General features: G+C 62.3%; 22 protein-coding genes and 4 tRNA genes. 7 read left to right on the top strand and 19 right to left on the bottom strand.

Translation table 11 applies throughout. The features are described 5' to 3' along the window. Window positions 1-119: 119 nt before the first annotated feature. The 3 genes from rimO to PCJ49_RS11895 all read left to right on the top strand — a co-directional run bounded on the left by rimO (window position 120) and on the right by PCJ49_RS11895 (window position 2,645). Entirely contained in the window at window positions 120-1,457 is a 1,338-nt protein-coding gene (rimO, locus tag PCJ49_RS11905) for a 30S ribosomal protein S12 methylthiotransferase RimO (RefSeq protein ID WP_269911117.1), read from the top strand. An 87-nt stretch (window positions 1,458-1,544) separates the two neighbouring features. Beyond that, complete coding sequence (locus tag PCJ49_RS11900) at window positions 1,545-1,952, top strand: DUF2306 domain-containing protein (RefSeq protein ID WP_089287566.1); 408 nt, start codon at window positions 1,545-1,547, stop codon at window positions 1,950-1,952. A 24-nt stretch (window positions 1,953-1,976) separates the two neighbouring features. Further along, on the top strand, window positions 1,977-2,645 hold the full coding sequence (locus tag PCJ49_RS11895; RefSeq protein WP_347710433.1) for a TIGR02466 family protein: 669 nt from the start codon (window positions 1,977-1,979) through the stop codon (window positions 2,643-2,645). Here PCJ49_RS11895 and PCJ49_RS11890 read toward each other — a convergent pair whose 3' ends face one another. From PCJ49_RS11890 to PCJ49_RS11825, 14 genes are all read right to left on the bottom strand, one after another. Next, complete coding sequence (locus tag PCJ49_RS11890) at window positions 2,646-2,927, bottom strand: hypothetical protein (RefSeq protein WP_269911115.1); 282 nt, start codon at window positions 2,925-2,927, stop codon at window positions 2,646-2,648. Window positions 2,928-2,938: 11 nt separating this feature from the next. Next, window positions 2,939-3,298, bottom strand: coding sequence for a hypothetical protein (locus tag PCJ49_RS11885; protein ID WP_269911114.1), 360 nt, complete (start codon window positions 3,296-3,298; stop codon window positions 2,939-2,941). A gap of 135 nt (window positions 3,299-3,433) precedes the next feature. Further along, window positions 3,434-7,723, bottom strand: coding sequence for a DNA-directed RNA polymerase subunit beta' (gene rpoC, locus PCJ49_RS11880; protein ID WP_143270792.1), 4,290 nt, complete (start codon window positions 7,721-7,723; stop codon window positions 3,434-3,436). 109 nt (window positions 7,724-7,832) lie between these two features. Next, a complete protein-coding gene (gene rpoB / locus PCJ49_RS11875) occupies window positions 7,833-12,026 on the bottom strand; it encodes a DNA-directed RNA polymerase subunit beta (protein WP_269911113.1) in 4,194 nt (1,397 codons plus the stop codon). A gap of 377 nt (window positions 12,027-12,403) precedes the next feature. Then, the gene (gene rplL / locus PCJ49_RS11870) at window positions 12,404-12,781 is read right to left on the bottom strand and encodes a 50S ribosomal protein L7/L12 (protein WP_269911112.1); all 378 of its coding nucleotides are present in this window, start codon (window positions 12,779-12,781) and stop codon (window positions 12,404-12,406) included. Window positions 12,782-12,826: 45 nt separating this feature from the next. Further along, entirely contained in the window at window positions 12,827-13,345 is a 519-nt protein-coding gene (gene rplJ / locus PCJ49_RS11865) for a 50S ribosomal protein L10 (protein ID WP_089287572.1), read from the bottom strand. Window positions 13,346-13,659: 314 nt separating this feature from the next. Further along, window positions 13,660-14,364 (bottom strand): 50S ribosomal protein L1, encoded by a 705-nt coding sequence (rplA, locus tag PCJ49_RS11860; protein ID WP_269911111.1) that lies wholly within the window; start codon window positions 14,362-14,364, stop codon window positions 13,660-13,662. Window positions 14,365-14,367: 3 nt separating this feature from the next. Beyond that, window positions 14,368-14,802, bottom strand: coding sequence for a 50S ribosomal protein L11 (gene rplK, locus PCJ49_RS11855; protein ID WP_089287574.1), 435 nt, complete (start codon window positions 14,800-14,802; stop codon window positions 14,368-14,370). Window positions 14,803-14,938: 136 nt separating this feature from the next. Further along, window positions 14,939-15,469, bottom strand: a complete 531-nt coding sequence (gene nusG / locus PCJ49_RS11850; protein WP_089287575.1) for a transcription termination/antitermination protein NusG — start codon at window positions 15,467-15,469, stop codon at window positions 14,939-14,941. 2 nt (window positions 15,470-15,471) lie between these two features. Further along, entirely contained in the window at window positions 15,472-15,669 is a 198-nt protein-coding gene (gene secE / locus PCJ49_RS11845) for a preprotein translocase subunit SecE (protein ID WP_269911110.1), read from the bottom strand. Window positions 15,670-15,778: 109 nt separating this feature from the next. Continuing rightward, a tRNA-Trp gene (locus PCJ49_RS11840) sits at window positions 15,779-15,854 on the bottom strand. Between the two features lie 253 nt (window positions 15,855-16,107). Beyond that, window positions 16,108-17,295, bottom strand: coding sequence for an elongation factor Tu (tuf, locus tag PCJ49_RS11835; RefSeq protein WP_089287560.1), 1,188 nt, complete (start codon window positions 17,293-17,295; stop codon window positions 16,108-16,110). Between the two features lie 61 nt (window positions 17,296-17,356). Further along, window positions 17,357-17,430, bottom strand: a tRNA-Gly gene (locus PCJ49_RS11830). An 81-nt stretch (window positions 17,431-17,511) separates the two neighbouring features. Continuing rightward, window positions 17,512-17,596, bottom strand: a tRNA-Tyr gene (locus PCJ49_RS11825). Window positions 17,597-17,733: 137 nt separating this feature from the next. On the opposite strand from PCJ49_RS11825, the gene rlmB reads away from it, so the two are divergent. Beyond that, a complete protein-coding gene (rlmB, locus tag PCJ49_RS11820; RefSeq protein WP_347710432.1) occupies window positions 17,734-18,900 on the top strand; it encodes a 23S rRNA (guanosine(2251)-2'-O)-methyltransferase RlmB in 1,167 nt (388 codons plus the stop codon). 52 nt (window positions 18,901-18,952) lie between these two features. Then, window positions 18,953-19,027 (top strand) — tRNA-Thr (locus PCJ49_RS11815). Window positions 19,028-19,066: 39 nt separating this feature from the next. Here the strand turns inward: PCJ49_RS11815 and PCJ49_RS11810 are convergent. Both PCJ49_RS11810 and phoU read right to left on the bottom strand, forming a co-directional pair. Then, window positions 19,067-19,867, bottom strand: a complete 801-nt coding sequence (locus PCJ49_RS11810) for a hypothetical protein (protein ID WP_269911109.1) — start codon at window positions 19,865-19,867, stop codon at window positions 19,067-19,069. 68 nt (window positions 19,868-19,935) lie between these two features. Then, on the bottom strand, window positions 19,936-20,667 hold the full coding sequence (gene phoU, locus PCJ49_RS11805; RefSeq protein WP_269911108.1) for a phosphate signaling complex protein PhoU: 732 nt from the start codon (window positions 20,665-20,667) through the stop codon (window positions 19,936-19,938). Window positions 20,668-20,813: 146 nt separating this feature from the next. Here phoU and PCJ49_RS11800 point away from each other — a divergent pair, with 146 nt between their 5' ends. Both PCJ49_RS11800 and PCJ49_RS11795 read left to right on the top strand, forming a co-directional pair. After that, on the top strand, window positions 20,814-22,121 hold the full coding sequence (locus tag PCJ49_RS11800) for a pentapeptide repeat-containing protein (protein ID WP_269911107.1): 1,308 nt from the start codon (window positions 20,814-20,816) through the stop codon (window positions 22,119-22,121). A gap of 225 nt (window positions 22,122-22,346) precedes the next feature. Continuing rightward, entirely contained in the window at window positions 22,347-23,873 is a 1,527-nt protein-coding gene (locus tag PCJ49_RS11795) for a UbiD family decarboxylase (RefSeq protein WP_269911106.1), read from the top strand. Window positions 23,874-23,922: 49 nt separating this feature from the next. Here the strand turns inward: PCJ49_RS11795 and PCJ49_RS11790 are convergent, their stop codons facing one another. From PCJ49_RS11790 to PCJ49_RS11780, 3 genes are all read right to left on the bottom strand, one after another. Next, window positions 23,923-25,167 (bottom strand): hypothetical protein, encoded by a 1,245-nt coding sequence (locus PCJ49_RS11790; protein WP_269911105.1) that lies wholly within the window; start codon window positions 25,165-25,167, stop codon window positions 23,923-23,925. A 231-nt stretch (window positions 25,168-25,398) separates the two neighbouring features. Further along, window positions 25,399-26,019, bottom strand: a complete 621-nt coding sequence (locus PCJ49_RS11785) for a flavin reductase family protein (protein ID WP_269911104.1) — start codon at window positions 26,017-26,019, stop codon at window positions 25,399-25,401. A 15-nt stretch (window positions 26,020-26,034) separates the two neighbouring features. Further along, window positions 26,035-26,898, bottom strand: coding sequence for an N-formylglutamate amidohydrolase (locus PCJ49_RS11780; RefSeq protein ID WP_269911103.1), 864 nt, complete (start codon window positions 26,896-26,898; stop codon window positions 26,035-26,037). Between the last annotated feature and the right edge of the window lie 47 nt (window positions 26,899-26,945).

Raw genomic sequence — 26,945 nt, 5'->3', positions numbered from 1 at the left:
CTGTCCTGCCCGGCCCATGCGCCATTTGCTGTCACCGCCGGCCCGTCATGCGGCGCATGGGCTGGCGGTGCGGCCTGTCTGGCCTTATATAGGCGCCTTCCCGCGAAGGACCTACCCCCATGACCAAGCCTGCCATCTCCCTTCCCACGGCCCCCAAGGTGGGCATCGTCTCGCTCGGCTGCCCCAAGGCGCTGGTGGACAGTGAACGCATCCTGACCAAGCTGCGCTCGGAAGGGTATGAGATTTCTGGCTCCTATGACGGGGCGGATGTGGTGCTGGTCAATACCTGTGGCTTTCTGGACTCGGCCAAAGCCGAAAGCCTGGAAGCCATCGGGGAAGCCATCAAGGAAAATGGCAAGGTCATCGTCACCGGCTGCCTGGGCAAGGAAGAGAGCCTGATCCGGCAGAACCACCCCAATGTGCTGGCCGTCACCGGCCCCCACCAGTATGAGCAGGTGGTGAATGCGGTGCATGATGTGGTGCCGCCCCGCCACGATCCTTACCTGGATGTGGTGCCGCCGCAGGGTCTGCGCCTCACCCCGCGCCATTACGCGTATTTGAAGATTTCCGAGGGCTGCAACAATCGCTGCACCTTCTGCATCATCCCCTCCATCCGGGGTGATCTGGTCTCCCGTCCCGCCAACATGGTGTTGGCGGAGGCTGAAGCGCTGGTGAAGGCCGGGGTGAAGGAAATCCTGGTGGTGAGCCAGGATACCTCCGCCTATGGCATGGATACCCGCTATGCCGAGAGCAAGTGGAAGGGCCGCCAGGTCCGCGCCAAGTTCATCGATCTGGCGCGCGAGCTGGGCGATCTCGGCGCTTGGATCCGCCTGCACTATGTCTATCCCTATCCGCATGTGGATGAGGTGATCGGGCTGATGGCGGACGGCAAGGTGCTGCCCTATCTGGACATCCCCTTCCAGCACGCGGCCCCCAATGTGCTGAAGGCCATGAAGCGCCCGGCCAATACCGACAAGGTGCTGGACCGGATCAAGATGTGGCGCCAGGGCTGCCCCGACCTGACCCTGCGTTCCACCTTCATCGTCGGATTCCCCGGCGAGACGGAGCAGGATTTCCAGTATCTGCTGGACTGGCTGACCGAGGCGCAGATCGACCGTCTGGGCTGCTTCAAGTACGAGCCGGTGGCAGGTGCGCCCGCCAATGAAATCCCCGGTGCGGTGCCACCGGAGGTGCAGGAGGAACGCTGGAACCGCCTGATGGCCCACCAGCAGGAAATCAGCGCCGCGCGCTTCGCCGCCAAGGTCGGCCGCGACATGGATGTGCTGATTGATGAGGTGGACGAGGATGGAGCCATCGGCCGTTCCTGGTCTGACGCGCCGGAGATCGACGGCAATGTCTTCCTGAATGGCGAGACCGATCTGAAGCCGGGTGACATGGTGCGCGTCAAGATTGATGAATCTGACGAGTATGACCTGTGGGGCAGCCGGGTCGGCTGAGCCTTTCCTATCGAGCTGTTTCCTGTTACCCCCTTGAAATAACAGGCCGGCGCAAAGCCGGCCCGGACGACACTCACAGGGGGTAACATGGGGAACGGGGGTTGGGCGGCGTTCAGCGCCGCCACACCAATCATTCAGGCACATGCGGTCCTGGCCGCCCTGGCAATCATGCTGGGGGCCGTTCAGTTCGCTATGCCCAAGGGCACGCCCCTGCATCGCGGCCTCGGTTATCTTTGGGTAACCGGCATGGCCCTGGTGGCCCTGTCCTCCTTCGCCATTCACGAACTGCGTGTGATCGGGCCCTTCAGCCCCATCCACCTGCTTTCAATCTTTGTGCTCTATGCCCTGATCAAGGCAATCATAGCAGCGCGCCAGGGGCGCATCGCCCAGCATAAGCGCGGCATGATCCTGCTTTATATTCTGGGCCTGCTGATCACCGGCGGCTTCACTCTGTTACCTGGGCGGTTGATGTACCGGGTGCTCTTCGGCGGCTGAGCCCGTTTGCCAGCGCGGGCAAGCGTGGATTATGATGGCGGCACCTTTCGTCGGAGCCCGCCGTCCGTGCAGATCAAACCGCTTTTTGCCACTCCGCTCGTTACTACTAATCTTGGCCGGGACTCCCGATTATTGGCAAGCTTGCGAGAGATCATCCTGGCGCGGGAGGACAGCGATCCGGGCGGCATCCAGCACAGCAATGATGGCGGCTGGCAATCCCACGATGATTTCATCGCCTGGACGGGCCCCGCCGGCGGAGCTTTGGTTGACGGCGTGACCGAGATGATCAACCGTCTGACCACCATTGTCGACGGCGGCAAGCTGGAAAAGCGCCCGCTGCCCTGGCGGGTCAATGCCTGGGCCAATATCAACCGGCGCGGCAATGGCAACATGCCGCATTATCATCCCGGCGCCGTCTGGTCGGCGGTGGTCTATGTCGATGATGGCGGCATCAATGGCGGCCAGTCTTTGGGCGGCTGCCTGGAACTGAGCGACCCGCGCGGCGCCCTGCCCATCATGTACGCCCCCACGGTAAAGGTGGATGCACCGGGCTTCCTGTCCGCCGGTCTGGCCGAGCGGGTATGGCCGGAGACGGGGCTGATCGTGATCTTTCCGTCCTGGCTGCTGCACAGCGTCGCCCCCTATCATGGCGACGGCATCCGCATTTCGGTGGCGATGAATTTCGCGCTGTAATCAGCTGTCGTAAGGCCAGTCCTTGGCATCCAACAGCTTCTGGCCGCCGACACGCAAAGCGTCATGCAGATGACGGATATCCTCCACCTGGCCATCGGTCAGCGCGTCCAGCTTTACGCCGCGTAGCCGGTGCAGCAGATCGGACAGCTTCTTGGCCGTCCGCACCAGGGGCGGAAATGAGGCTCCCAGCCCCAACACCTCGTCCCGGTAATCCGGGCGCAGCACATTGGGATAAAGCCGGTCCATCCGGTCCAGCGCGTTGGCAAGTTGGGTACGGTTCATCGGGTCGGCCGTCAGTTGCGTTCTTCCGGCACCCAGCGGGCAGGCGCCTCCCCCTCCGCCGCCTTGGCAGCCTCCACCTGGGCCCGCAGGCTGCCAGCAGGGGCGGCGGCGGAGGGGCTGGGCGCTGCCGACGGAACCGTATTGCGCTGAACCGGACGCCGGGCCAACAGCCCGCGCAACCAGAAAATATGCGCAACGGCCACCAGCGCCCCCACTGGCAGGGGTGCGAAAATCAGCAGGTTGGGATGATCGGCCGCAATGGCCGCAACGCCCGGCAGGGCACGCAGGCCGCTGCCGACCACGCTGGCAGCACCGGCCCCTGCCAGTGCCGCGAACAGCAACCCCAACCGACCTGACCAGACCGACGCCATCGCCGACGCTCCCTCTTCCCGTGACCGGGCTTATGTAGTCGGCAGCGGCATCCCTGCCAAGCCGGAACACCCCGTTCCCAAAAGAAAAGGGCCGCCTTTGCGGGGCGGCCCTTTCCAGAACGATAGAAGCGATCCTTACTCGGCGGCTTCCGGCGGCAGGGCCGGGGCATCGCCGCCATCTTCCAGCGCCTGGAGCGCACGGTCGCGCTCCGCGGCGATGGCCTTCAGGCGGTTCACCACCGAACCGGTACCAGCCGGGATCAGGCGACCGACGATCACATTTTCCTTCAGGCCTTCCAGGTTGTCGCTCTTGCCCTGGACCGCCGCTTCCGTCAGGACGCGGGTGGTTTCCTGGAACGACGCGGCGGAGATGAAGGAACGGGTCTGCAGGCTGGCCTTGGTGATACCCTGGAGAACTGGCTTGCCGGTGGCAAAGCGCAGATCCAGTTCACCCTCGTCCATCCGCTTCTGCACGGCGCGGTTTTCCGCCTCGTACTCGAAGCGGTCAACCTGATCACCGATCAGCAGCGTGGTATCGCCGGGATCCGTGACTTCAATCTTCTGCAGCATCTGGCGGACGATCACTTCGATATGCTTATCGTTGATCTTCACGCCCTGCAGACGATAGACGTCCTGGATCTCATTGATCAGGTAGTTGGCCAGCGCTTCCACGCCCATGACCGACAGGATGTCATGCGGCACCGGGCTGCCATCCATCAGGCTGTCGCCCTTCTGGACATAATCGCCCTCCTGAACGGCAATATGCTTGCCCTTCGGGATCAGGTACTCGCGCTCTTCCCCCGTCTCGTCGCTCTTCACGACAATGCGGCGCTTGGTCTTGTAGTCCTTGCCGAATTCCACCCGGCCGTCGATCTCCGCGATGATGGCGAAGTCCTTCGGACGACGGGCTTCAAACAGCTCGGCCACACGCGGCAGACCGCCGGTGATGTCACGCGTCTTGGAGCTTTCACGCGGGATACGGGCCAGCACGTCACCGGCCCGGACCTTCGCGCCATTCTCCACCGACAGGATGGCGTCGACGCTCATGAAGTAACGGGCTTCGGTGCCATTCGGCAGCGTGATCACGTTGCCGGTCTCATCGCGCAGGGTGACGCGCGGACGCAGATCGGCACCACGCGGCTGCTGACGCCAGTCAACCACGACCTTGCTGGAAATACCCGTCGCTTCGTCCATCACCTCGCGGACAGAGACGCCTTCCACCAGATCGACATAGGTGACCGTACCTTCGCGTTCGGTCAGGATCGGCAGGGTGTACGGATCCCATTCTGCCAGACGGTCACCGCGTTGGACGGAAGAACCGTCCACCGCCAGCGCCTTGTGCAGCTTGGCACCATAGGGCACGCGGTGCTTGGCGCGTTCGCGGCCCTGCTCGTCCAGCAAAGCCAGCTCGCAGTTACGGCCCATCACCACCGGCACACCCTCGCTGTTCAGAACGAGGTTGCGGTTGCGCACGATCACCTTGGCGTCGAGCGTCGCTTCGATGAAGCTCTGCTCGGCACCGCGCTGCGCCGCACCGCCGATGTGGAAGGTACGCATCGTCAGCTGCGTGCCCGGCTCACCGATGGACTGGGCGGCGATGACGCCGACAGCCTCACCCATGTTCACCCGGGTGCCACGGGCCAGATCGCGGCCATAGCAATGGGCACACACGCCGTCTTCGGTTTCGCAGGTCAGCACGGAACGGATATGCACCGTGTCGATACCGGCACGGTCGATCAGCTCGATCTCCCGCTCGGTGATCAGCTCACTGGCCGGGACGATTACGTCGCCGGTCAGCGGGTGAACCACGTCGAAGGTGGCAGTACGGCCGAGGATACGCTCGGACAGCGGCACAATGACGTCGCCGCCATCGATCACCGCCTTCACGGTCAGGCCATTCTTGGTACCGCAATCCGTCTCGGTGATGATGGCGTCCTGCGCCACGTCCACCAGACGACGGGTCAGGTAACCGGAGTTCGCCGTCTTCAAGGCGGTGTCGGCCAGACCCTTACGGGCACCGTGGGTGGAGTTGAAGTACTCCAGAACCGACAGACCTTCCTTGAAGTTGGAGATGATCGGCGTCTCAATGATTTCGCCCGAAGGCTTGGCCATCAGACCGCGCATACCCGCCAGCTGCTTGATCTGGGCCGGCGAACCACGCGCACCGGAATGGGCCATCATGTAGACCGAGTTCACGCCGAAGCCCGGACGCGGCTGCTCGATCACCTTCATCATGGCGCCGGCGACCTTTTCGGTCGTTTCCGACCAGACGTCGACCACCTTGTTGTACTTTTCGCCCTGGGTGATCAGACCGTCCAGATACTGCTGCTCGAACTCCTTCACCCGGTCCTGGGCTTCCTTGATCAGCGTCCCCTTTTCGGCCGGGATGACCATGTCATCCTTACCGAAGGAGATGCCGGCCTTGAACGCGTTGGTGAAGCCCAGACGCATCAACCGATCGGCGAAAATCACCGTCTCCTTCTGACCGCAATGGCGGTAGACGACGTCGATGATATTGCCGATTTCCTTCTTGGTCAGAAGGCGGTTGATCAGCTCGAACTTGATGGCCGGATGGCGCGGCAGGATCTCCGACAGCAGCATACGGCCAGGCGTGGCCGTAACGCGGACGGTGATCGGCTTACCCTCGGCATCCACCGTGTGATAGCGCGACTGCACCTTGGAATGCAGGGTGACGACCTTGGCCGCCAGCGCGTGCTCGATCTCGCCAATCGAACCGAAGGCCATGCCTTCGCCCTTGGCGCCCGGCAGTTCCATCGTGATGTAGTACAGACCCAGGATGATATCCTGCGACGGCACAATGATGGGACGGCCCGACGCGGGCGACAGGATGTTGTTGGTCGACATCATTAGGACGCGCGCTTCCAACTGAGCCTCAAGGCTCAGCGGCACGTGCACGGCCATCTGGTCACCGTCGAAGTCGGCGTTGAACGCCGTGCAGACCAGCGGGTGCAGCTGGATCGCCTTGCCTTCGATCAGGGTCGGTTCGAACGCCTGGATGCCCAGACGGTGCAGGGTCGGCGCGCGGTTCAGCATCACCGGATGCTCGCGGATGACCTCTTCCAGGATGTCCCACACCTCGGGACGTTCCTTTTCCACCATCCGCTTGGCGGCCTTGATGGTGCTGGCCAGACCGTACAGTTCCAGCTTGGCGTAGATGAAGGGCTTGAACAGCTCAAGCGCCATCTTCTTCGGCAAGCCGCACTGGTGCAGCTTCAGCTCCGGACCCACAACGATAACCGAACGACCGGAATAGTCGACGCGCTTACCCAGCAGGTTCTGACGGAAGCGGCCCTGCTTGCCCTTCAGCATGTCGCTGATGGACTTCAGCGGACGCTTGTTGGCACCGGTGATGACGCGGCCACGGCGACCATTGTCGAACAGCGCGTCAACCGCTTCCTGCAGCATACGCTTTTCGTTACGGACGATGATGTCCGGCGCCTTCAGCTCGATCAGCCGCTTCAGACGGTTGTTGCGGTTGATGACGCGGCGATAGAGATCGTTCAGATCCGAGGTGGCAAACCGGCCACCATCCAGTGGCACCAGCGGGCGCAGCTCTGGCGGAATGACCGGCACAACGTCCAGGATCATCCATTCCGGACGCGTGGCGTTCGGATAGGTCTTGTAGAGCGTGGTGCCGTCGGGACGCTCGATCCGCTCCTTGTAGCCCTCGAAGGCTTCATAGGCGGGACCATTCTCCACCTCGACCGGCTCGCCCAGGAAGCTTTCCAGCATCTTCAGACGCTTGACCAGCTTCTTGCGCTTGGCTTCCGAGGCGGTTTCGCGCAGATCGTCGCGGCAATTGGCCTTCTCGGTGATCAGGTCCAGGGAGGACAGCATGTCCTTCAGGGCCTCGGCACCGATCTTGGCCGTGAAGGCGTCTTCGCCGAACTTGTCCTGCTTGTCGACCAGATCATCTTCGGACAGCAGCTGACCCTGCTTCAGGTCGGTCAGGCCCGGCTCGATAACGACATAGTTTTCGAAATAGAGGACGCGCTCCAGATCCTTCAGCGTGCTGTCCAGCAGCAGGCCGATGCGCGACGGCAGCGACTTCAGGAACCAGATATGGGCAACGGGCGAGGCCAGTTCGATATGGCCCATGCGCTCGCGGCGGACCTTGGACAAGGTCACTTCCACGCCGCACTTTTCGCAGATGATGCCGCGATACTTCATGCGCTTGTACTTACCGCACAAGCACTCGTAATCCTTGATCGGACCGAAAATGCGGGCGCAGAACAGGCCGTCGCGCTCCGGCTTGAAGGTCCGGTAGTTGATCGTCTCGGGCTTCTTGATTTCGCCGAACGACCAGGAGCGGATGCGCTCCGGGCTGGCGATCGAGATGCGGATCTGGTCGAAGCTCTGCGGCCCTTGCGGCTGGCCGAAGATGTTCATCAACTCATTATTCATATGCCGTCTCCCCAGGGGGTGGGCCGGATCGGGCCCTGGCCTCGAAAATCATCGGGAACCGGGAAATGGCGGGCCCCTGCCCGCCGTTTCCGCTCAAATCGGACCGGTCCTACAAGTCGCGCTGACTCAGCTCGACATTCAGACCCAGCGACCGCAGTTCCTTGACCAGAACGTTGAAGCTCTCGGGAATGCCGGCTTCGAAGTTATCGTCGCCACGGACGATGGCTTCGTAAACCTTGGTACGGCCGGACACGTCGTCCGACTTCACCGTCAGCATTTCCTGCAGCGTATAGGCGGCACCATAAGCTTCCAGCGCCCACACTTCCATTTCACCGAAGCGCTGACCACCGAACTGGGCCTTACCACCCAGCGGCTGCTGGGTAACCAGGCTGTAGGGGCCAATGGAGCGGGCGTGGATCTTGTCGTCGACCAGGTGATGCAGCTTCAGCATGTAGATGTAGCCGACCGTGACACGGCGGTCGAACGGCTCACCCGTGCGACCATCGATCAGCTGCATCTGGCCCGAACGGTCGATACCGGCCTCTTCCAGCATCCGGCAGATATCCTCTTCGCGCGCACCGTCAAAGACGGGGGTGGCGAAGGGGATGCCGCGACGCAGGTTGTTGCCCAGTTCCAACAGCTCGCTATCGGTCATGTCGGAGATGTCGTCACCATAGACATCTTCACCATAGATGTGACGCAGGCGCTGACGCAGCTCGTCCAGGGTCTTGGACCTGACAGCAGCGTCGGTGGCCTGGGCCCGCATCTTGTCCAGCATGGCGCCGATCTGACGGCCGATACCGGCAGCGGCCCAGCCCAAATGGGTTTCCAGGATCTGCCCGACATTCATGCGTGACGGCACACCCAGCGGGTTCAGCACGATGTCGACATTCCGGCCATCTTCCAGGTACGGCATGTCTTCGATCGGGGTGATGCGCGAGATAACACCCTTGTTGCCGTGGCGACCGGCCATCTTGTCGCCGGGCTGCAGCTTGCGCTTCACCGCCACGAAGACCTTGACCATCTTCATCACGCCGGGCGGCAGCTCGTCGCCGCGCTGCAGCTTCTCGACCTTGTTCTCGAACTTCTCCTGCAGGCGCTGAACGCTCTCGTCAAACACCTTGCCGGTCTGCTCGATGATTTCCATCACATGGTCATCAGCGATGGAGATGTGGCGCCACTGACCACGGGTCAGGCCCGCCAGCAGCTCATCACCGATCACTTCACCGGCCTTGATGCCCTTCGGCCCGGAAACCGTAGTCTGGCCGACCAGCAGTTCCTTCAGGCGGGTATAGAAGCTGCGCTCCAGGATGCCCTTTTCGTCGTCGCGGTCCTTGGCCAGCTTCTCGATTTCAGCCCGTTCGATGGCCAAGGAACGCTCGTCCTTGTCCACGCCACGGCGGCTGAACACGCGCACTTCCACCACCGTACCGACCACACCCGGCGGCAGGCGCAGCGACGTGTCGCGCACGTCAGAGGCCTTTTCACCGAAGATGGCGCGCAGCAGCTTTTCTTCCGGCGTCATCGGGCTTTCGCCCTTCGGCGTCACCTTGCCGACCAGAATGTCACCCGGACGAACTTCGGCACCGATATAGACGATGCCAGCCTCGTCGAGGTTCTTCAGCGCTTCTTCACCCACGTTCGGGATATCGCGGGTGATTTCTTCCTGGCCCAGCTTGGTATCGCGGGCGGCAACCTCAAACTCCTCGATATGGATCGAGGTGAAGACGTCATCGCGCACGATCCGCTCGGAAATCAGGATCGAGTCTTCGAAGTTGTAACCATTCCAGGGCATGAACGCGACGAGCACGTTACGGCCGAGCGCCAGTTCGCCCAGGTCCGTCGAGGGACCGTCGGCGATGATGTCACCCTTCTGCACCCGGTCGCCCACCTTCACCAGCGGCTTCTGGTTGATACAGGTGTTCTGGTTGGAGCGCTGGAACTTCAGCATGTTGTAGATATCGACACCGGGGGCCGCCGGGTCCGTATCCTCGGTCGCGCGGACCACGATACGGGTGGCGTCCACCTGGTCGACGATGCCGGCGCGGCGGGCCACGATGGTCACGCCGCTGTCGCGGGCAACCGTGGCTTCCATGCCGGTACCGACCAGCGGGCTGTCCGCCTTGATCAGCGGCACGGCCTGACGCTGCATGTTGGAGCCCATCAGCGCGCGGTTGGCGTCGTCGTTCTCCAGGAACGGGATCAGCGCCGCAGCGACGGACACAACCTGCTTCGGCGACACGTCGATCAGGTCGATCATGTCCGGGCGGGCCAGCAGATATTCACCCCCCTTACGGCAGGACACCAGCAGTTCGGCGAACTTGCCATCGGCCTGCAAGGGCGCGTTGGCCTGGGCCACCATATAGCGGCCTTCTTCCATGGCCGACAGGTACACCACTTCCGACGTCACCTTCTGGTCCACCACCTTGCGGTAGGGGCTTTCGATGAAGCCGTACTGGTTAACGCGGGCATAGGTCGCCAGGCTGTTGATCAGACCGATATTCGGACCTTCCGGCGTCTCAATCGGGCAGATACGGCCATAGTGGGTCGGATGCACGTCGCGGACTTCGAAGCCCGCGCGCTCACGGGTCAGACCGCCCGGCCCCAGGGCCGAGAGACGACGCTTATGCGTGATCTCGGACAGCGGGTTGGTCTGGTCCATGAACTGCGACAGCTGCGAGGAGCCGAAGAATTCACGCACAGCAGCGGCCGCCGGCTTGGCATTGATCAGGTCATGCGGCATGACCGTATCAATTTCCACCGACGACATGCGCTCGCGAATCGCGCGCTCCATGCGCAGCAGGCCGACGCGGTACTGGTTTTCCATCAGCTCGCCGACGGAGCGGACGCGACGGTTGCCCAGATGGTCGATATCGTCGATTTCGCCGCGGCCATCCTTCAGTTCCACCAGAATGCGGAGGATCTTGAGGATGTCTTCCTTGCGCAGCACGCGCATCTGATCGTCCGTCTCAAAATTGAGGCGGGCGTTCATCTTCACACGGCCCACGGCCGACAGATCATAGCGTTCCTGGTCGAAGAACAGGCCCTGGAACAGAGCTTCCGCGCTTTCCAGCGTCGGCGGCTCACCCGGACGCATGACGCGGTAAATGTCGATCAGCGCATCTTCACGGCTGGCATTGCGATCCGCCGCCATGGTGTTGCGCATATAGGCGCCGATATTCAGGTGGTCGATGGCCAGAACCGGCAGTTCTTCCACGCCCATCTTTTCCAGACGGTCCAGGGCAGCGCTGCTGATCTCGTCACCGGCTTCGTAGAGCACTTCACCGGTCTTCTCATCGATGATATCGACGGCCAGATAGCGGCCGATGATCTCTTCGATGGAGGCCTTGACGTCGGTCAGGCCACCTTCAACCAGGCGCTTCAGCACGCGCGGCGTCATCTTGGTTTCGGCCTGGGCCAGCACTTCGCCGGTGCGGGCATCCACCAGATCGGCGGCCAGCTTCTGGCCCTTCAGGCGCTCGGCGTCGAACTTGGTCGTCCAACCGTCGCGGGCGCGCTGGTAGGTCACCGTTCCATAGAAATTGCCAAGGATTTCCTCCTTGGTCATGCCCTGCGCCTCGTAAGGCAGCAGATCCTTGCCCAGGCCGCGACGCTGCGCGCGCAGCTCTTCGGTGTCGGCCCCATCCAGCGCGTAAAGCAGCGTGGTGGCCGGCAGCTTGCGGCGGCGGTCGATGCGGACATAGACGATGTCCTTGGCGTCGAACTCAAAGTCCAGCCAGGAACCGCGATAGGGGATCACGCGCGCGGCGAAGAGATATTTGCCGGAGCTGTGGGTCTTGCCCTTGTCATGGTCAAAGAAGACACCGGGGCTGCGGTGCATCTGCGACACGATGACGCGCTCGGTGCCATTGATGATGAAGGTGCCGTTGGCCGTCATCAGGGGCATGTCGCCCATGTAGACGTCCTGCTCCTTGATGTCGCGGATGGAGCGCAGGCCCGTATCTTCGTCAATGTCAAACACGGTCAGACGCAGGGTCACCTTCAGCGGGGCGGCGAAGGTCATGCCGCGCTGCTGGCATTCCTCGACGTCATACTTCGGCTGTTCCAACTCGTACCGCACGAAGTCCAGAACGGCGCGGTCAGAGAAGTCCTTGATCGGGAATACCGACTTGAAGACCTCCTGGAGGCCGAGAACCGCCCGCTTCTCCGGCGCCACATCCATTTGCAGGAAATGGTCGTAGGAGCTGCGCTGAACCTCAATCAGGTTCGGCATACGGGTCACTTCGGGAATACGTCCGAAGCTCTTGCGGATACGCTTACGTCCCGTGAACGACTTGGCCATGGTGCCTCTCGTGAACTCGCCCGGTGCTGTCGCGCGCTAAAATTCAGTGCCCTGATGACAGACGGAATAAATTCCCCCTGCCAAAACGCGAATCGACGCGGGCGGGAACCCCTGCCGGGGCACCACCGTTCCGCGTCGTATAACCGGCATTTCCGCTCTTCGGCGCTGGACAAAAAGCCTGGAAATGCTTGGTTTTTAGCCCGGCCTCACCGGCATTGCCGATGCTGCCTGAACTCTCACCCTGGATCTGTCCCGGGCGAGCCCGCGATGATAGCGGGAAAGCCCGGTCCAGAAAAGACAGACGACGCCGGGCGGCGGGCATCCCTTTCAGGATGGCCACCGTCCGGCGCCCTCTTATGCAGCGAAGAACGCCACTATTACTTGACGGCGACCTTGGCGCCGGCGTCTTCCAGCAGCTTCTTGATCTTGGCCGCTTCGTCCTTCGGCACGCCTTCCTTGACGACCTTCGGAGCGCCTTCGACCAGGTCCTTGGCTTCCTTCAGGCCCAGGCCGGTGATGGCGCGGACTTCCTTAATGACGTTGATCTTCTTGTCGCCACCGTCAACCAGTTCAACGGTGAACTCGGTCTGCTCTTCGACCGGGGCAGCGGCAGCGGCAGCGGCCGGAGCAGCGGCAACGGCCACCGGAGCGGCGGCGGAAACGCCCCACTTCTCTTCCAGCAGCTTGGACAGCTCAGCCGCTTCGATAACGGTCAGAGCGGACAGTTCTTCAACCAGCTTTTCGAGCTTGGACATGGTGTTCTCCTAGGGACACTGACTTTGTTGAAAAAAGGATGCGGCTCAGGCCGCCTCGTCCTTCTTGGCGTAGGCCGCGAGAACGCGGGCCACTTGGCCACCCGGAGCCTGCAGAACACCAGCGATACGGGTCGCCGGGGTCTGGATCATGCCGAGCAGGCCAGCACGCAGTTCGGTCAGCGACGGCAGCTTCGACAGGGCTTCAATGCCCTGCGTGTTCAGAACCGTCGAGCCCAGACCGCCGCCAATGACCTTGAACTTGTCGTTGGTCTTGGCGTAGTCGATGGCGACCTTGGCCGCCGCAACCGGGTCCTTGGACCAGGCAATGGCGGTCGGACCCTTGAACAGGTCCTCGGTCTTCTCGAACTGCGTGCCCTTGAGGGCGATGCGGGCGAGCCGGTTCTTGGTCACTTTGAAGCTGGCACCCGCGGCCCGCATCTTGCGGCGCAAATCGGTAACTTCAGCCACCGTCATGCCGGACTGCTTAGTCACGACGACGAGGGCTGCCGACTGCAGCTCAAGATTAAGGGCCGCGATCGTCGCTTCCTTTTGTGAACGATCCACGGTTCGCCTCCACGAATGAACGGATGGGTTGCCCCCTCCGTCCGGTCACACGAAAAGTCCGATCCGGCATCGGCCGGACCAGACCAGGCTTACCTGTCCCAGAAGCATACAAACATCATGTCCGAAGCGACCCGCCTGGGCGAACCATCCCGGAATTGTTCTTCCGCTCCCGTCTATGCCGGCTGGACTATTAAGCGTCAGGGAACAGGTTCCCATCGGCGCGCGGCAGTCTCGGACAGGGTGGGCCCGGGGTAAAGCGCCCCCGAACCCGGCCCGTCATCCAGCAAGCCGGATGACGGGAAATCTGTAAGGCCTTAGCCCTGCAGCGACGCAACCAGATCGGCCACATCGACCTTCAGGCCCGGACCCATCGAGGAGGACAGCGAGACCTTCTCGATATAGGTGCCCTTGGCGCCGGTCGGCTTGGCACGGTTGATCGCGGCCACGAAGGCCTTGACATTCTGTTCCAGGGCTTCAGCCGTAAAGCTGGCCTTGCCAACACCGGCATGAATGATACCGGTCTTTTCGGCGCGGAACTCGACCGAACCACCCTTGGCGGCCTTGACGGCCTCGGTGACGTTCGGGGTTACGGTGCCCAGCTTCGGGTTCGGCATCAGGCCGCGCGGGCCCAGCACCTTACCCAGCTTACCGACCACGCCCATCATGTCCGGGGTAGCGATGCAGCGGTCGAAATCCATGTTGCCGGCCAGAATCTGCTCGGCCAGATCGTCGGCACCGACCAGATCGGCACCAGCGGCCTTGGCTTCTTCAGCCTTGGCGGCGCGGGCGAACACGGCGACGCGGACGGTCTTACCCGTGCCGTTCGGCAGCACCACCATGCCACGGACCTGCTGGTCAGCGTGACGCGGATCGATGCCCAGGTTCATCGCAATTTCGACGGTCTCATCGAACTTGGCGGTGGCATTGCCCTTGACGGTCGCAACAGCTTCGCCAATGGCGTAGAACTTGTTGCGATCAACGTTGGCGTTGGCCTTCTTCAGACGCTTACCGATGGCCATTTATCAGCCCTCCACCACTTCGAGACCCATGGAACGAGCGGAACCGATGATCATGCTCATCGCGGCTTCCACGTCGTTCGCGTTCAGGTCGACCATCTTCTGTTCAGCAATGGCGCGGACCTGAGAGGTCGTGACCTTGCCCACAGTGGCGGACTTGCCGACGGTGGCCGAACCCTTGGTGATGCCCGAGGCCTTCTTCAGGAAGTAGGTCACCGGCGGGGTCTTGGTAACGAAGGTAAAGGTACGGTCACCGAAAGCGGTGATGACCACCGGGATCGGCATACCCTGTTCCAGCTGGGCCGTCTTCGCATTGAACTGCTTGACGAACTCCATGATGTTCAGGCCGCGCTGACCCAGCGCCGGACCGATCGGCGGAGACGGGTTGGCCTTGCCGGCCGGAACCTGCAACTTGATGTAACCGACGATTTTCTTCGCCATGACACAATCCTCAAAAACTGACAGGGCGGCCGGGCCGCCCTATCATGGGATCGCGTGGTGCGGCTGCCCCTGGACTTCTGGGGCCCGGCCTCCCACGCATGAAATCCGGCCGATGCGAACATCGGCCGGAATGGGGTCAGATCTTTTCGACCTGGGTATATTCCAGCTCCACCGGGGTGGCGCGACCGAAGATGGAGACCGCAACCTTGACGCGGGCCTTGTCTTCGTCGACTTCCTCGATGAGACCGGTGAAGGACGTGAACGGCCCGTCCGTGACACGCACCTGCTCACCCACTTCGAAGCTGATGGAGGGCTTGGGCCGCTCCACGCCTTCCTGCACCTGGTTCATGATGCGCAGCGCCTCGGCTTCCGAAATCGGCTGCGGCTTGCCGCCACCGCCCAGGAAGTCTGTCACCTTCGGCGCATTCTTCACCAAGTGCCAGGTCTCATCCTCCAGCTCCATCTTCACCAGCACATAGCCGGGGAAGAACTTGCGTTCGGAATTGATCTTGGCGCCGCGACGAACCTCCACGACCTCTTCGGTCGGAACCAGGATGTCGCCAAACTTGTCTTCAAGGCCCTTCTGAGCGGCCTTCTCGCGGATCGCCTGGGCGACCTTCTTCTCAAAACCAGAATAAACGTGAACGACGTACCAGCGCATCGCCATGGTCAGCCCCCAATGCCGAGAATCAGGCGGATGCCAAACCCGATGATCTGATCCACCGCCAGGAAGAAGATGGACGCCATGATGACCATGACGAACACCATGATGGTCGAAACGGTCGTTTCTTTCCGCGTCGGCCAAGAGACCTTGGCCACCTCACGGCGCACCTCGCGCAAGAATTCTGCGGGATTTGTCTTCGCCATGGCGGTTTTTGCCATCATTCCTGATTGCGAACAACCCGGCTTTGCGCTCCTCAACACGGGCATCGGCGAAGGTGCCGATTTTTTGCGAGGTGCCGTCCCGGTGAAGGGATGGCAGGAGTGGAGGGGCTCGAACCCCCAACCCCCGGTTTTGGAGACCGGTGCTCTACCAATTGAGCTACACTCCTACGCGCCCGATACTGACTTGCCGTCATGGAATTTTATTTCCAGTCCAGCCCGCCCGCTCGGGAGTGCGGGTTGATAGCGCAGATAACGCCGCGACGCAACAGTCAGATGACACTGTCTGTCGAATTTTCGTCGCATTGGAACATTGCGCCCGCCGCATACGGAGACCATCGCCGGGACAGCCTCCTATAATAAGGAAAGGGCCGCTGTTGCCAGCGGCCCTTTCCCCTCACAAACCACCCGAAGGCAGTGTGATTACTTGACGATCTTCGACACCACGCCGGCGCCGACGGTACGGCCGCCTTCACGGATGGCGAAGCGCAGGCCTTCGTCCATGGCGATCGGGGCGATCAGCTTCACGGCGAAGCGGATATTGTCGCCCGGCATCACCATTTCCGTGCCTTCCGGCAGGGTCACCGAACCGGTCACGTCCGTCGTACGGAAGTAGAACTGCGGACGGTAGTTGGCGAAGAACGGGGTGTGACGGCCGCCTTCTTCCTTGGTCAGGATATAGGTCTCGGCTTCGAAGTCCGTGTGCGGCTTGATCGAGCCCGGCTTGGCCAGAACCTGACCGCGCTCAACGTCTTCACGCTTCGTGCCGCGCAGCAGCGCACCGATGTTATCGCCAGCCTGGCCCTGGTCCAGCAGCTTGCGGAACATTTCAACGCCGGTCACCGTCGTCTTCACCGTGTCCTTCAGACCGACGATTTCGACTTCTTCACCGACCTTGACGATGCCCTTCTCGACGCGACCGGTCACCACGGTGCCACGGCCGGAGATCGAGAACACGTCTTCGATCGGCATCAGGAACGGCAGGTCAACCGGACGATCCGGCTGCGGGATGTAACGGTCAACCTCGGCCATCAGCTTCAGAACGGCTTCGCGGCCGATTTCCGGCTGCGTGTCGTTCAGGGCGCAAACGGCAGAGCCGGGAACGATCGGAATATCGTCGCCGGGGAAGCCGTAGGAGGACAGCAGCTCGCGCAGCTCCAGCTCGACCAGTTCCACCAGATCCGGATCGGCCAGATCCATCTTGTTCAGGAACACCACCAGCGCCGGCACGCCGACCTGACGGGCCAGCAGGATGTGCTCGCGGGTCTGCGGCATCGGGCCGTCAGCGGCAGAGCAGACCAGGATCGCGCCGTCCATCTGGGCGGCACCGGTGATCATGTTCTTCACATAGTCGGCGTGGCCCGGGCAGTCCACGTGCGCATAGTGACGGTTGTCCGTCTCATACTCAACGTGCGCGGTCGAGATCGTGATACCACGAGCCTTCTCTTCCGGAGCCTTGTCGATCTGGTCATAGGCGGTGAAGGTCGCGCCGCCCTTCTCGGCCAGAACCTTGGTGATCGCCGCGGTCAGCGACGTCTTGCCGTGGTCAACGTGGCCGATCGTGCCGATGTTGCAGTGCGGCTTCGTCCGCTCAAACTTTGCCTTCGCCATGGTATCCTGTGCCCTTGCCTGATCCGTCCTGAGACGCCGGGTCGTGGAAAACTTGAAACGTTGGAGCGGGTGAAGGGAATCGAACCCTCGTCGTAAGCTTGGAAGGCTTCTGCTCTACCATTGAGCTACACCCGCACGGGACCGTCCCGTCGCCTGCCTTAAGAGAGTGCGCCACAAGCAGAACGGCGCGCCCCATTATCTGAGGCGCGCCTGAACTGGTGGAAGGGGCTGGATTCGAACCAGCGTACGCTATGCGGGCAGATTTACAGTCTGCTGCCTTTAACCACTCGGCCACCCTTCCTCGGTGCCGCTCTCGGCTTGCCGCCGGAACGGGGCGCTTTATAAAGGCTCGGATTTTTCCGTCAATGACTTTCTTACACACCCCTCAAGATTTTTTCGTGGCTGGCGGAAATGCTGGGTTTGAACGAAAGTGCGCTTATGAGAAACCGACCCCCCTCCTCCAAATCCGACCGCCGCAGCAAAAGCGGCCCCACCAACACCGGCCGCGACAATGGTCGCGGCAAGCCCGGCGCGCCCGCAAAGGGCCCCCGCGCGGCCAAAAGCTTTACCCGTGACGAGGAGCGGCCCGCCCGCGGCCCGCGCGTCACGCGTGAGCGCGCTGCTGATCAACAGGGGGAAGAACGCCGGCCCCAGCGTGGCCCCCGCCGCGATGATGCCCGGCCCGGCGGACGTCCTACCCGTGATGGCGGACCCGCACGCATCAGCCGTGATGGCGCCCCCTCGCGCCCGCCGCGCGGTGACAATCGCCCGACCCGCAGCAATCCTGGCCGGTCGATGTCGGCCGCCGAGGAATTGGGCCTGGAAGAATCAGCCCCGCTGCGCGCCAGTATCGGCCCGGCGCTGAACAAGCATAATCTGCTCTATGGCATTCATGCCGTGGCTGCAGCCTGGACCAACCCGGTGCGCAAGATTCGCGACCTGTTCGTGACCGAGGCCGGGCTGGAGGCGCTGGACAGCGCTTTCGACAAGGCGTCCCGGGCCGAACTGGACCGGCCGGAGCCGCAGCTGGTGGAAAAGGATGACCTGGACAAGCTGCTGCCGCCGGGTGCCGTGCACCAGGGCGTGGCGCTGTCCTGCGCCCCGCTGCCGGAAGTGCAGATTGAGGATATCTGCATCGCCGCCGCCAATGATCCATCCGCCACGGTCGTGGTGCTGGATCAGGTGACCGACCCGCATAATGTTGGCGCCGTGCTGCGCTCTGCCGCCGCGTTCGGTGCCAAGGCCGTCATTGTGCAGGACCGCCACGCCCCGCCGGTCACCGGCACCCTGGCCAAGACGGCATCGGGTGCGGTGGAGGTGGTGCCGCTGGTGCGCGTCACCAACCTGGCCCGCGCCATTGATGATCTGAAAGCCGCCGGCTTCTGGACCGTCGCTCTGGCCGAATCAGGCGCGCGCAACCTGCATCAGGTCGATCTGACCGGCCGCAGCGCCCTGGTCATGGGCTCTGAAGGGGAAGGTATTCGCCGTCTGACGGGCGAACGCTGCGATGAAATCGTGCGTTTGCCCACCGGCGGCCCCATCGGCAGCCTGAATGTTTCGAATGCAGCTGCCGTAGCTCTTTACGAGGTCGCGCGACGGCGCTAATGTCCCGGCCCGGTTGCAGGGCGTTCCCCTGCAACCGGTCGAACCCTGGTCCGCCGGTTTAGCTCAGTGGTAGAGCAACCGCCTTGTAAGCGGTAGGTCGTCAGTTCAATCCTGACAACCGGCACCAGTGGCCCCGCCTGCGCCTCACCCAGAGGCAGACAGGCCCTCAATTCTTCATGATGTACGGCTTGCCGGCGAGGTCATAGCGCACCACGCCCTGCGGCACGCTGTTCAGATTGACCCCACGTGCACCGCCCATCGCCCCGGCGCTGCCGATATATTGCCAGATATCAGCTTCGTTCACGTAATAGACCGCACTGGTGCGGAAGGTATAGAAACCCTCCCGCGCGATGGAGACGGTGAGAATCAGCTCCGTATCTGTCTCCGGCGGCTTGTTGTTCCACATTTCCAGGCCGGCCGCCGCCGCCCCGGCGGTGATCCCCCAGGGGAATTTCGACAAGGTACCGCCCGACAGGGCCGAGGCCACCCCCACACCGGCCGCCAGAAAGGTCAGGGGACCGGGAATCGGTGCGGCATCCAGGCGCGGCGCATTGCTTTTCACCGTCAGCACATCGATTCCCACCGACGTGACGTCGGGGCGCGAATCAACAGCCACCGGATGGCCCTTCTGCACCAGCCGGGTGGTCACCGCGTTCAGGAAGGCGTCGGCGAACAGCGTGTCTTCCCGGCGCATCATATAAAGCTGGACCGGCACCTTCCTGCCCATCTGGAACTCCAGATGGGCCGAAATTGCCGAGGCGACATCTTCCGCCACCACCTGCCACTGCCCGGCCGATTGCAAAACCGGCTGCGGTGCCATGGGAATGCTGGTGGCCATCGGCCGCGCCGTACAGCCGCCCAAAGCCAGGCACAGGGCGAGTGCCGCACAGAAAAGGCCGGACAAGCGCCCATGGCGCCCGACCGGCCTGGAAAAATCGCAATGATTGCTGGCTGTCTGGCGGGGCATGGGATCGGTTCCGGTTCTGATTTGCCCTAAAGCAGAAGCAAACCCCATGCCAGAACCCAGATGCCCGATCAGCCGGGCATCACCGTGACGGTGGAGGTATCGTCGCCCTTGGCCCGCTCCACCGCCAGCGCCTCACCCTGGATGCGGAAGCAGATGGTTTCGGCGATGTTGGTGGTGTGATCGCCAATCCGTTCCAAATTCTTGGCGGCAAACAGCAGATGGGTGCAGGCGGTGATGCGCTGCGGGCTTTCCATCATATAGGTCAGCAATTCGCGGAACAGCGCCGTATAGGCGCGATCCACCTCTTCGTCGCGCTGGCGCACGGCCAGGGCGGTTTGGAGGTCATCCGTCTCATAGGCCTGCATGACATTGGCCAGCATTTCGCTGACAGCGCGGCCGATGGGAATCATCGAATGGGTCAGCGAGATTTCCGGCAACGCGTCCAGCGCCAGGCTGCGCTTGGCCACATTGCTGGCAAAATCGCCGATCCGTTCCAGATTGCTGGAAATGCGCAGGGCCGCCACCACCACACGCAGATCATTGGCCACCGGCTGGCGCAGGGCCAGCAGGCGGATGGTCTGCGCCTCCGCCTCGCGCTCCAGCTCATCCAGGCGGCGGTCCCGTTCCATCACGCGGGTAGCCAACGCGCCGTCACGGTCAGTGAGGGCGGCCACGGCATCCACGATCTGCGCCCCGGCCAGTTGCCCCATCTCCCGGATGAAGCCATGCAGCTTGTTCAGCTGTTCGTCATAAGCGGTGACGATATGGCGGGTCGGCACGGCGCTGATCTTATCGTCCACGGGAACAGACTCCGGAAGCTGATGCCCGGCAGGCGGGCGATGCGGAAAAATCATCGAACTCTCTAACACATTTCACTTTGGATGTGGCACGTTCAAGGAAAGTTCATCTTGGGGCATTGTGCCCCGTTCCCGGGATTGTCGGCCACATGACCCCGCACGAGTTGATCGCCGTCATCGACAAGCACGAACGTTGGCTGAAACGCCAGATGGGCGGGGCCCGCGCCATGCTGGCCCTGGCCGACCTGCAGGGGCATAATTTCTCCGGCGCCAACCTGCAGAATTGCAAGATGTCGGGGGCGAACCTGACCGAATGCGATTTCACCGGCGTCAATCTGACGGCGGCCGATCTGTTCGCCGCGCGGCTGAACCGCGCCATCATGATCAATTGCAACCTGACCAACGCCGATCTGCGCGGGGCCCATCTGCGGGGTGCGCGGATGAAATGCGCCATCCTGCGCGGCGCCGACCTGCGCGGCGGTGCCCTGCTGGACCGGCGCAATCCCGGTTCCGTCAAGATGGAACCGTCCGACCTGCGCGGCGCGGAGATGGAGGATGCCACCCTGGCCAATGCCAATCTGGCCGGGGCGGACCTGTCGGAATGTTCCCTGGTGGGGGCCGATTGTTCCGGGGCACAGATGGCCGGCTGCAACCTGACCCGGTCGGCGCTGAAGAACACCAATTTTTCCGGCAGTGACCTGCGCGGCGTCAATCTGGCCGGGGCCAACTTGGCCGGGGCCAAGCTGCGGGACTGCAATCTGGCCGGCGCCATGCTGACCGGGGCGGTTCTGCGCAATGCCGACCTTCAGGGGGCGAACCTGGAAGGGGTGGACCTGTCCAGTGTGGATATGCTGGGGGCCAATTTCAGCCGCTCGGCCGAAAGCTTCTCCGCCACCATTCAGCGTATTCTGACCGCCCACCAGCAATGGATCGTCAGCAATGGCGAGAAGGGGGAGCGGGCCGATCTGGAAGGCCAGGATCTCTCCCATATCGATCTGATCGGGGCCAATCTGGGCGGCTCCAACCTGAAGGGTGTCAATTTTTCCGGCGCCAAGCTGCGCGACGGCATGTTCGTGATGGCTGACCTGTCCGGGGCCAGCCTGCAATATGCCGACCTGACGGGGGCGACGCTGGATGGCGCCAACCTGCGCGGCAGCAACCTGACCGGCGCCAAGCTGGATGCCGCCAAGGTCGGTTCGGTGGAAATAAAGGGGCCAAACGGCCGGGGCACCGGGCGTAAATGGCCGGCCAACCTGTCCAACACCATTCTGGTCCAGGCCAGCCTGACCCGCGCCATGCTGCGCGGGGCCAACCTGTCGGGCGCCGATCTGCGCGGGGCCGACCTGACGTCGGCCAACCTGCTGGAAGCCAACATGCGTGGCGCCAAGCTGACCGATGCCATCACCACCGGCGCCAGCCTGCCGGAACCGGACGATGACGAGGATGATTTCCTCTGAGTCGCTTGGGGGCTGCCCGGACAGTTATCGTGCTTTTTGAAATCGCGCCACTTCACCACCGTCGTTCCCGCCCAGGCCTTAAATCATGACGCCACACCCAAGAGCGAAGGCTGGAACGCAGGGCGCGCGTCGGCGCGCAGCGTAACCGTCTTTTACCGCCCCTTGACCTTGCCGCCGCCGGCACCGATGTTACGCGCCCATCGTTTCTGCCGCAGGCCGCCCATCATGCCCTATGCCTCCTTGCGCGATTTCATCACCAAGCTGGAAGAAACCGGCCGTCTGGTCCGCGTGAGGGAGCCGGTTTCCACCCAGCTGGAAATGACGGAAATCCATACCCGCCTGCTGGCGGAGGGTGGGCCGGCGGTTCTGTTTGAAAATGTCATCAAGGCCGATGGCAGCAAAAGCACCATGCCGGTGCTGATCAACCTGTTCGGCACCGTGGAGCGCGTAGCCTGGGGCATGGAGCGCGAACCGCACCAGTTGCGCGAGGTGGGGGAGACGCTGGCCTTCCTGAAACAGCCGGAGCCGCCGCGTGGCCTGCGCGAAGCCTTTGCCATGCTGCCCCTGGCCCGCCAGGTCATGGCCATGCGCCCCGGCTCCGTCTCCAAGGCGCCGTGCCAGGAGGTGGTGCTGACCGGCGATGATATCGACCTGTCGATCCTGCCGGTGCAAAGCTGCTGGCCGGGGGAACCCGCCCCCTTGATCACCTGGCCGCTGGTCGTCACCAAGGGCCCGACCCATGATGACAAGGACGGCAAGCGGGAGGATAATTTCAACCTCGGCATCTATCGGATGCAGGTGCTGGGGAAGAACAAGACCATCATGCGCTGGCTGAAACATCGCGGCGGCGCCCAGCATCACCAGCGCTGGAAACAGGCGGGCAAGCGGGAGCCGCTGCCCGCCGCCGTGGTGCTGGGGGCTGATCCCGGCACCATCCTGGCCGCCGTCACACCGGTGCCGGATACCTTGTCGGAATATCAGTTCGCCGGTTTGCTGCGCGGTAAAAAGGTCGATCTGGTGGAATGCAAGACGGTGCCGTTGAAGGTGCCGGCCACGGCGGAGATTGTGCTGGAAGGCTATGTCAGCCTGGATGAATATGCCGATGAAGGGCCCTATGGCGACCATACCGGCTATTATAACTCGGTGGAGCCGTTCCCGGTTTTCACCGTCACCGCCATCACCATGCGGCGTGACCCGATCTACCTGTCCACCTTCACCGGTCGCCCGCCTGATGAACCCAGCGTGCTGGGCGAGGCGCTGAACGAGGTGTTCATCCCCCTGTTGCAGCAGCAATTCCCCGAGATCGTGGATTTCTGGCTGCCACCGGAGGGCTGTTCCTATCGCATCGCCGTGGTGTCGATGAAGAAGGCCTATCCGGGCCACGCCAAGCGGGTGATGATGGGTGTGTGGTCCTTCCTGCGCCAGTTCATGTACACCAAGTGGGTCATCGTGGTGGATGACGACATCAATGCGCGCGACTGGAAGGATGTGATGTGGGCGATCAGCACCCGCATGGACCCCGTGCGCGACATCACCATGATCGAGGGCACGCCCATCGACTATCTGGATTTCGCCAGCCCGGAAAGCGGCCTGGGCGGCAAGGTCGGCATGGACGCCACCAACAAACTGCCCCCGGAAACCCATCGGGAATGGGGGGAGAAGCTGTTCATGGATCAGGGCACGGTGGATAAGGTGAGTGAGATGTGGGGCAAACTGGGTCTGCCCGGCAGCGGCAAGCCGATCTGGAAGTAAGGATAGATTGTCCCATCGGCGGGGGCGTTCCCCGCCGATGGAGCAGCCGTTACCCTTTTTGCGGATAAAGCGTCAGCGTGCCGTCCGAAAGGCTGAAAGTTACGGTGTTATCGAAGAACGTTCGGATACTCGTATTGACGTAACCATTCTGTTTGCCCGGCTTGTTCGCTGTCAGCAAGGTTGCAGAGACGCTATTGGCACCATTGTCTGCCTTAAATGCTGTCGTGACGGCTGGCTGAAAGCTGACTTGGGTACCATTGATGACGGTGATCTTGCCCTTGCCATTCGGGGTACCCGTTTCAATCAGCAGATCTTCCAACTGGCTGCCCGTGCTCAGCGACAGCGCCCCACTTTCACCCAGATGAATAACCATACTGGGACATCCGGTATCCAGAACCATCGGCACCGCCGAAATATCAGCGGTATTGGCCGGGTTGCTGAGTGAGAAATCCGCGTTGATCTGCGCCTGATCAAAAGTGGTGATGGGAGGAAATGGCAACACACCGCTGCTGGGATAAAACTGCGGGGGGGTCGCCGGATTCATGGCAACGGGTATCGGATTATCCCCAAACGAAGTGGGGGGCACCAGCAGCGTCAGAACACCCTGCGCGATGGTGTTGTTTGTCGCCTTCTTCCAATCGGCCTCACAGGGCTGCGCCCCCAACGCGATGGTGAACTGAGTGCAGAAGGGAAAGGGGAACTGCGGCAGCACCGCCAGAACAGGAGCCCCTTCATCAGCCGCGCCGTTGGCGGCATTACCCAAGCCGATACCGAAATCGCCAAAAAAGTAACTGTCCAGCGGGCCTGCGGTAACACTATCGCCATTCGCGATATCCGTATTGGCATTGGTCAGGGACTGAACCCAATTTTCAGCAAAACCACTATTATTGCTGTTCGTTGCGCCAATGACGGCACCCACATTGACCGTCACCGCAGGAACAGGCCCAGCCTGATAGGCATTCGTCTCGCTTGAATAAATATAGCTGTTCCCTTCAAAGGTCAGGGTCGCCGGCGTCGATACAGCCGTGTAGCAATTGCCGCTGGAGTACTTCTGGGTAAAGCTGGCGATCCCAGCAGGCGCCTGGAAATCCGTCCACCAGGCAAGCGACGTCGAACTGACGCCTTTGTTTGCCGGAATTTCTGCCGCTGGATAAAAGCCAGAGGCACCGGTATCCAGTTCGTACAGCATGGGCAAGCCGCCATTGATGGCGATCTTGATGCCCACCTTTATCTCACCGGGGGACACCTGAACCAGATAGAGCGGAATCTGTACATAGGGCGCGTTGGCGGTCATGGCCTATACCTCCGGGTCAAGAAATCCAGAGATATATAACTTTTAGTAGAAAAAACACACAGACGAATTCGCACAACGACAGAATTGATCTTATTTGCTCACATTTGGCAAAGCCGAAACCCTGGCCAGGGTTCGCCATAGGCCATCAGCGCTGTGCCATACGGCTACGGCCAAGGCTCCCAGTACACGATCCATATCCGCGGCACCCGCCAGACATGCGGGTGACGTGCCTCACGTCCCCGGACGGCCCATCTTGAATTTCGCCGCCTCTGAAATGGTGAAATAATCCGCCGGGCCGCCGCCGCGCAGCACGGGTGCGGATTTCACCGTGTCATAGACACCGCCCACAATCAGGCTGTGATGGATGCGGATCAGCACCGCTTCCCCCAGCACCAGCCAGGTGTCGATCGCCGCCCCCTGATGGTTGGTCAGGCGGATCAACTGGGTCAGCCGGCATTCAAAACTGACAGGGCTTTCCGCCACATAGGCGGCGTCGATCTTCGCACAAGCGGCCGGGGTCAGCCCGGCCAGCACGAATTCATCGGTTTCACGGGAAACCATGGCCGCCGTTTCATTCATCGGGCGGGCCAATGGCTCCGTCACCAGATTCCAGGCGAAAACCCCGGTTTCCTGGATATTGGCGACACTGTCCTTCCAGCCGGTACTGGCAAAACCGATGATCGGCGGGCGGTAATTGAACAGGTTGAAAAAGCTGTAGGGGGCGAGATTGTTCACCCCATCCGCCCCCCGGCTGGAAATCCAGCCAATGGGCCGGGGGGCGACAATGGAATTCAGCGGGTCATGCGCCAGACCGTGACCGGCGGCGGGTTCATAGGTATGAAAATCCGCCATCGTCCGGCCCTTCTGTTATTCCGCCGCCGCCCGCGCGGCGGCGCGGTGCAGCGCATAATCCCGGATTTCCGCCACCAGCAGCGACAAATCCCGGCGCAGCACCTCAAACCCCTCATGAATCTCCAGCGTTTCCTCGTTCATATAGAGGCGCCGGTCGATTTCCAGCTGCAGGGAATTGCGCCCCCGCGTCGGCAGGCCATAACGGCGCACCAGTTCGACCCCCTTGTAGGGATCGTTGATGCGCACCTTGTACCCCATGCCGCGCAGCTTTTCCGCCACCATGCGGGTGAAACCCGCCTCGCAGGTGGAGCCGTCGCGGTCGCCCAGCACGAAATCCGGCGTCTCCCGCTCCGGCCCGATGACGAAGCTGGGCATGGAATGGCAATTAATGTGATAGACCGCGCCGAACCGTGCGTAGAGATCATCCAGCGAGGCTGCCAGCAGATCATGGTAGGGCCGCCAGTAATTTTCCAGCCGGTCCATCACCACCGAAACCGGCAGGCGACCATCATACATCGGCATTCCGGGGCGGCAGAGATGCCGCACCAGCCCCATGCCGGCCAGGCTTTTGCCCGACGGGTTCACCGGAAACGGCCATTGCCCATCCAGCATGGCCGGATCGATATCATCCGGCGCGCGGTTTGCATCGATATAGGAGCGCGGGAACAGCGCGCAGAGATAGGTTGCCCCGAAATCCGGCACCATGTTGAACAGCTCGTCCACATGGGTATCCTCTGCCTGACGCAGCAGCGGCAGGGGGCAGACGAAATTGAAATCGGCCGGGTAGCGGGTGCCACTGTGCGGCGAATCGAAGAGGACCGGAATCGGCGCACCGACCGGATCATGCCGGACGACGACATCGTCGATTACCAGACTCATCGGCGCTCTCTCAGGCTCAAGGGGCAGGCTCCGCCTAACGGACACGG

This window comes from Niveispirillum sp. BGYR6 (assembly GCF_027568365.1).
In the GTDB taxonomy this organism is placed as follows: domain Bacteria; phylum Pseudomonadota; class Alphaproteobacteria; order Azospirillales; family Azospirillaceae; genus Niveispirillum.
The sequence above is the reverse complement of the archived record's forward strand: the minus strand, read 5'-3'. Positions and strand labels throughout refer to the sequence as shown.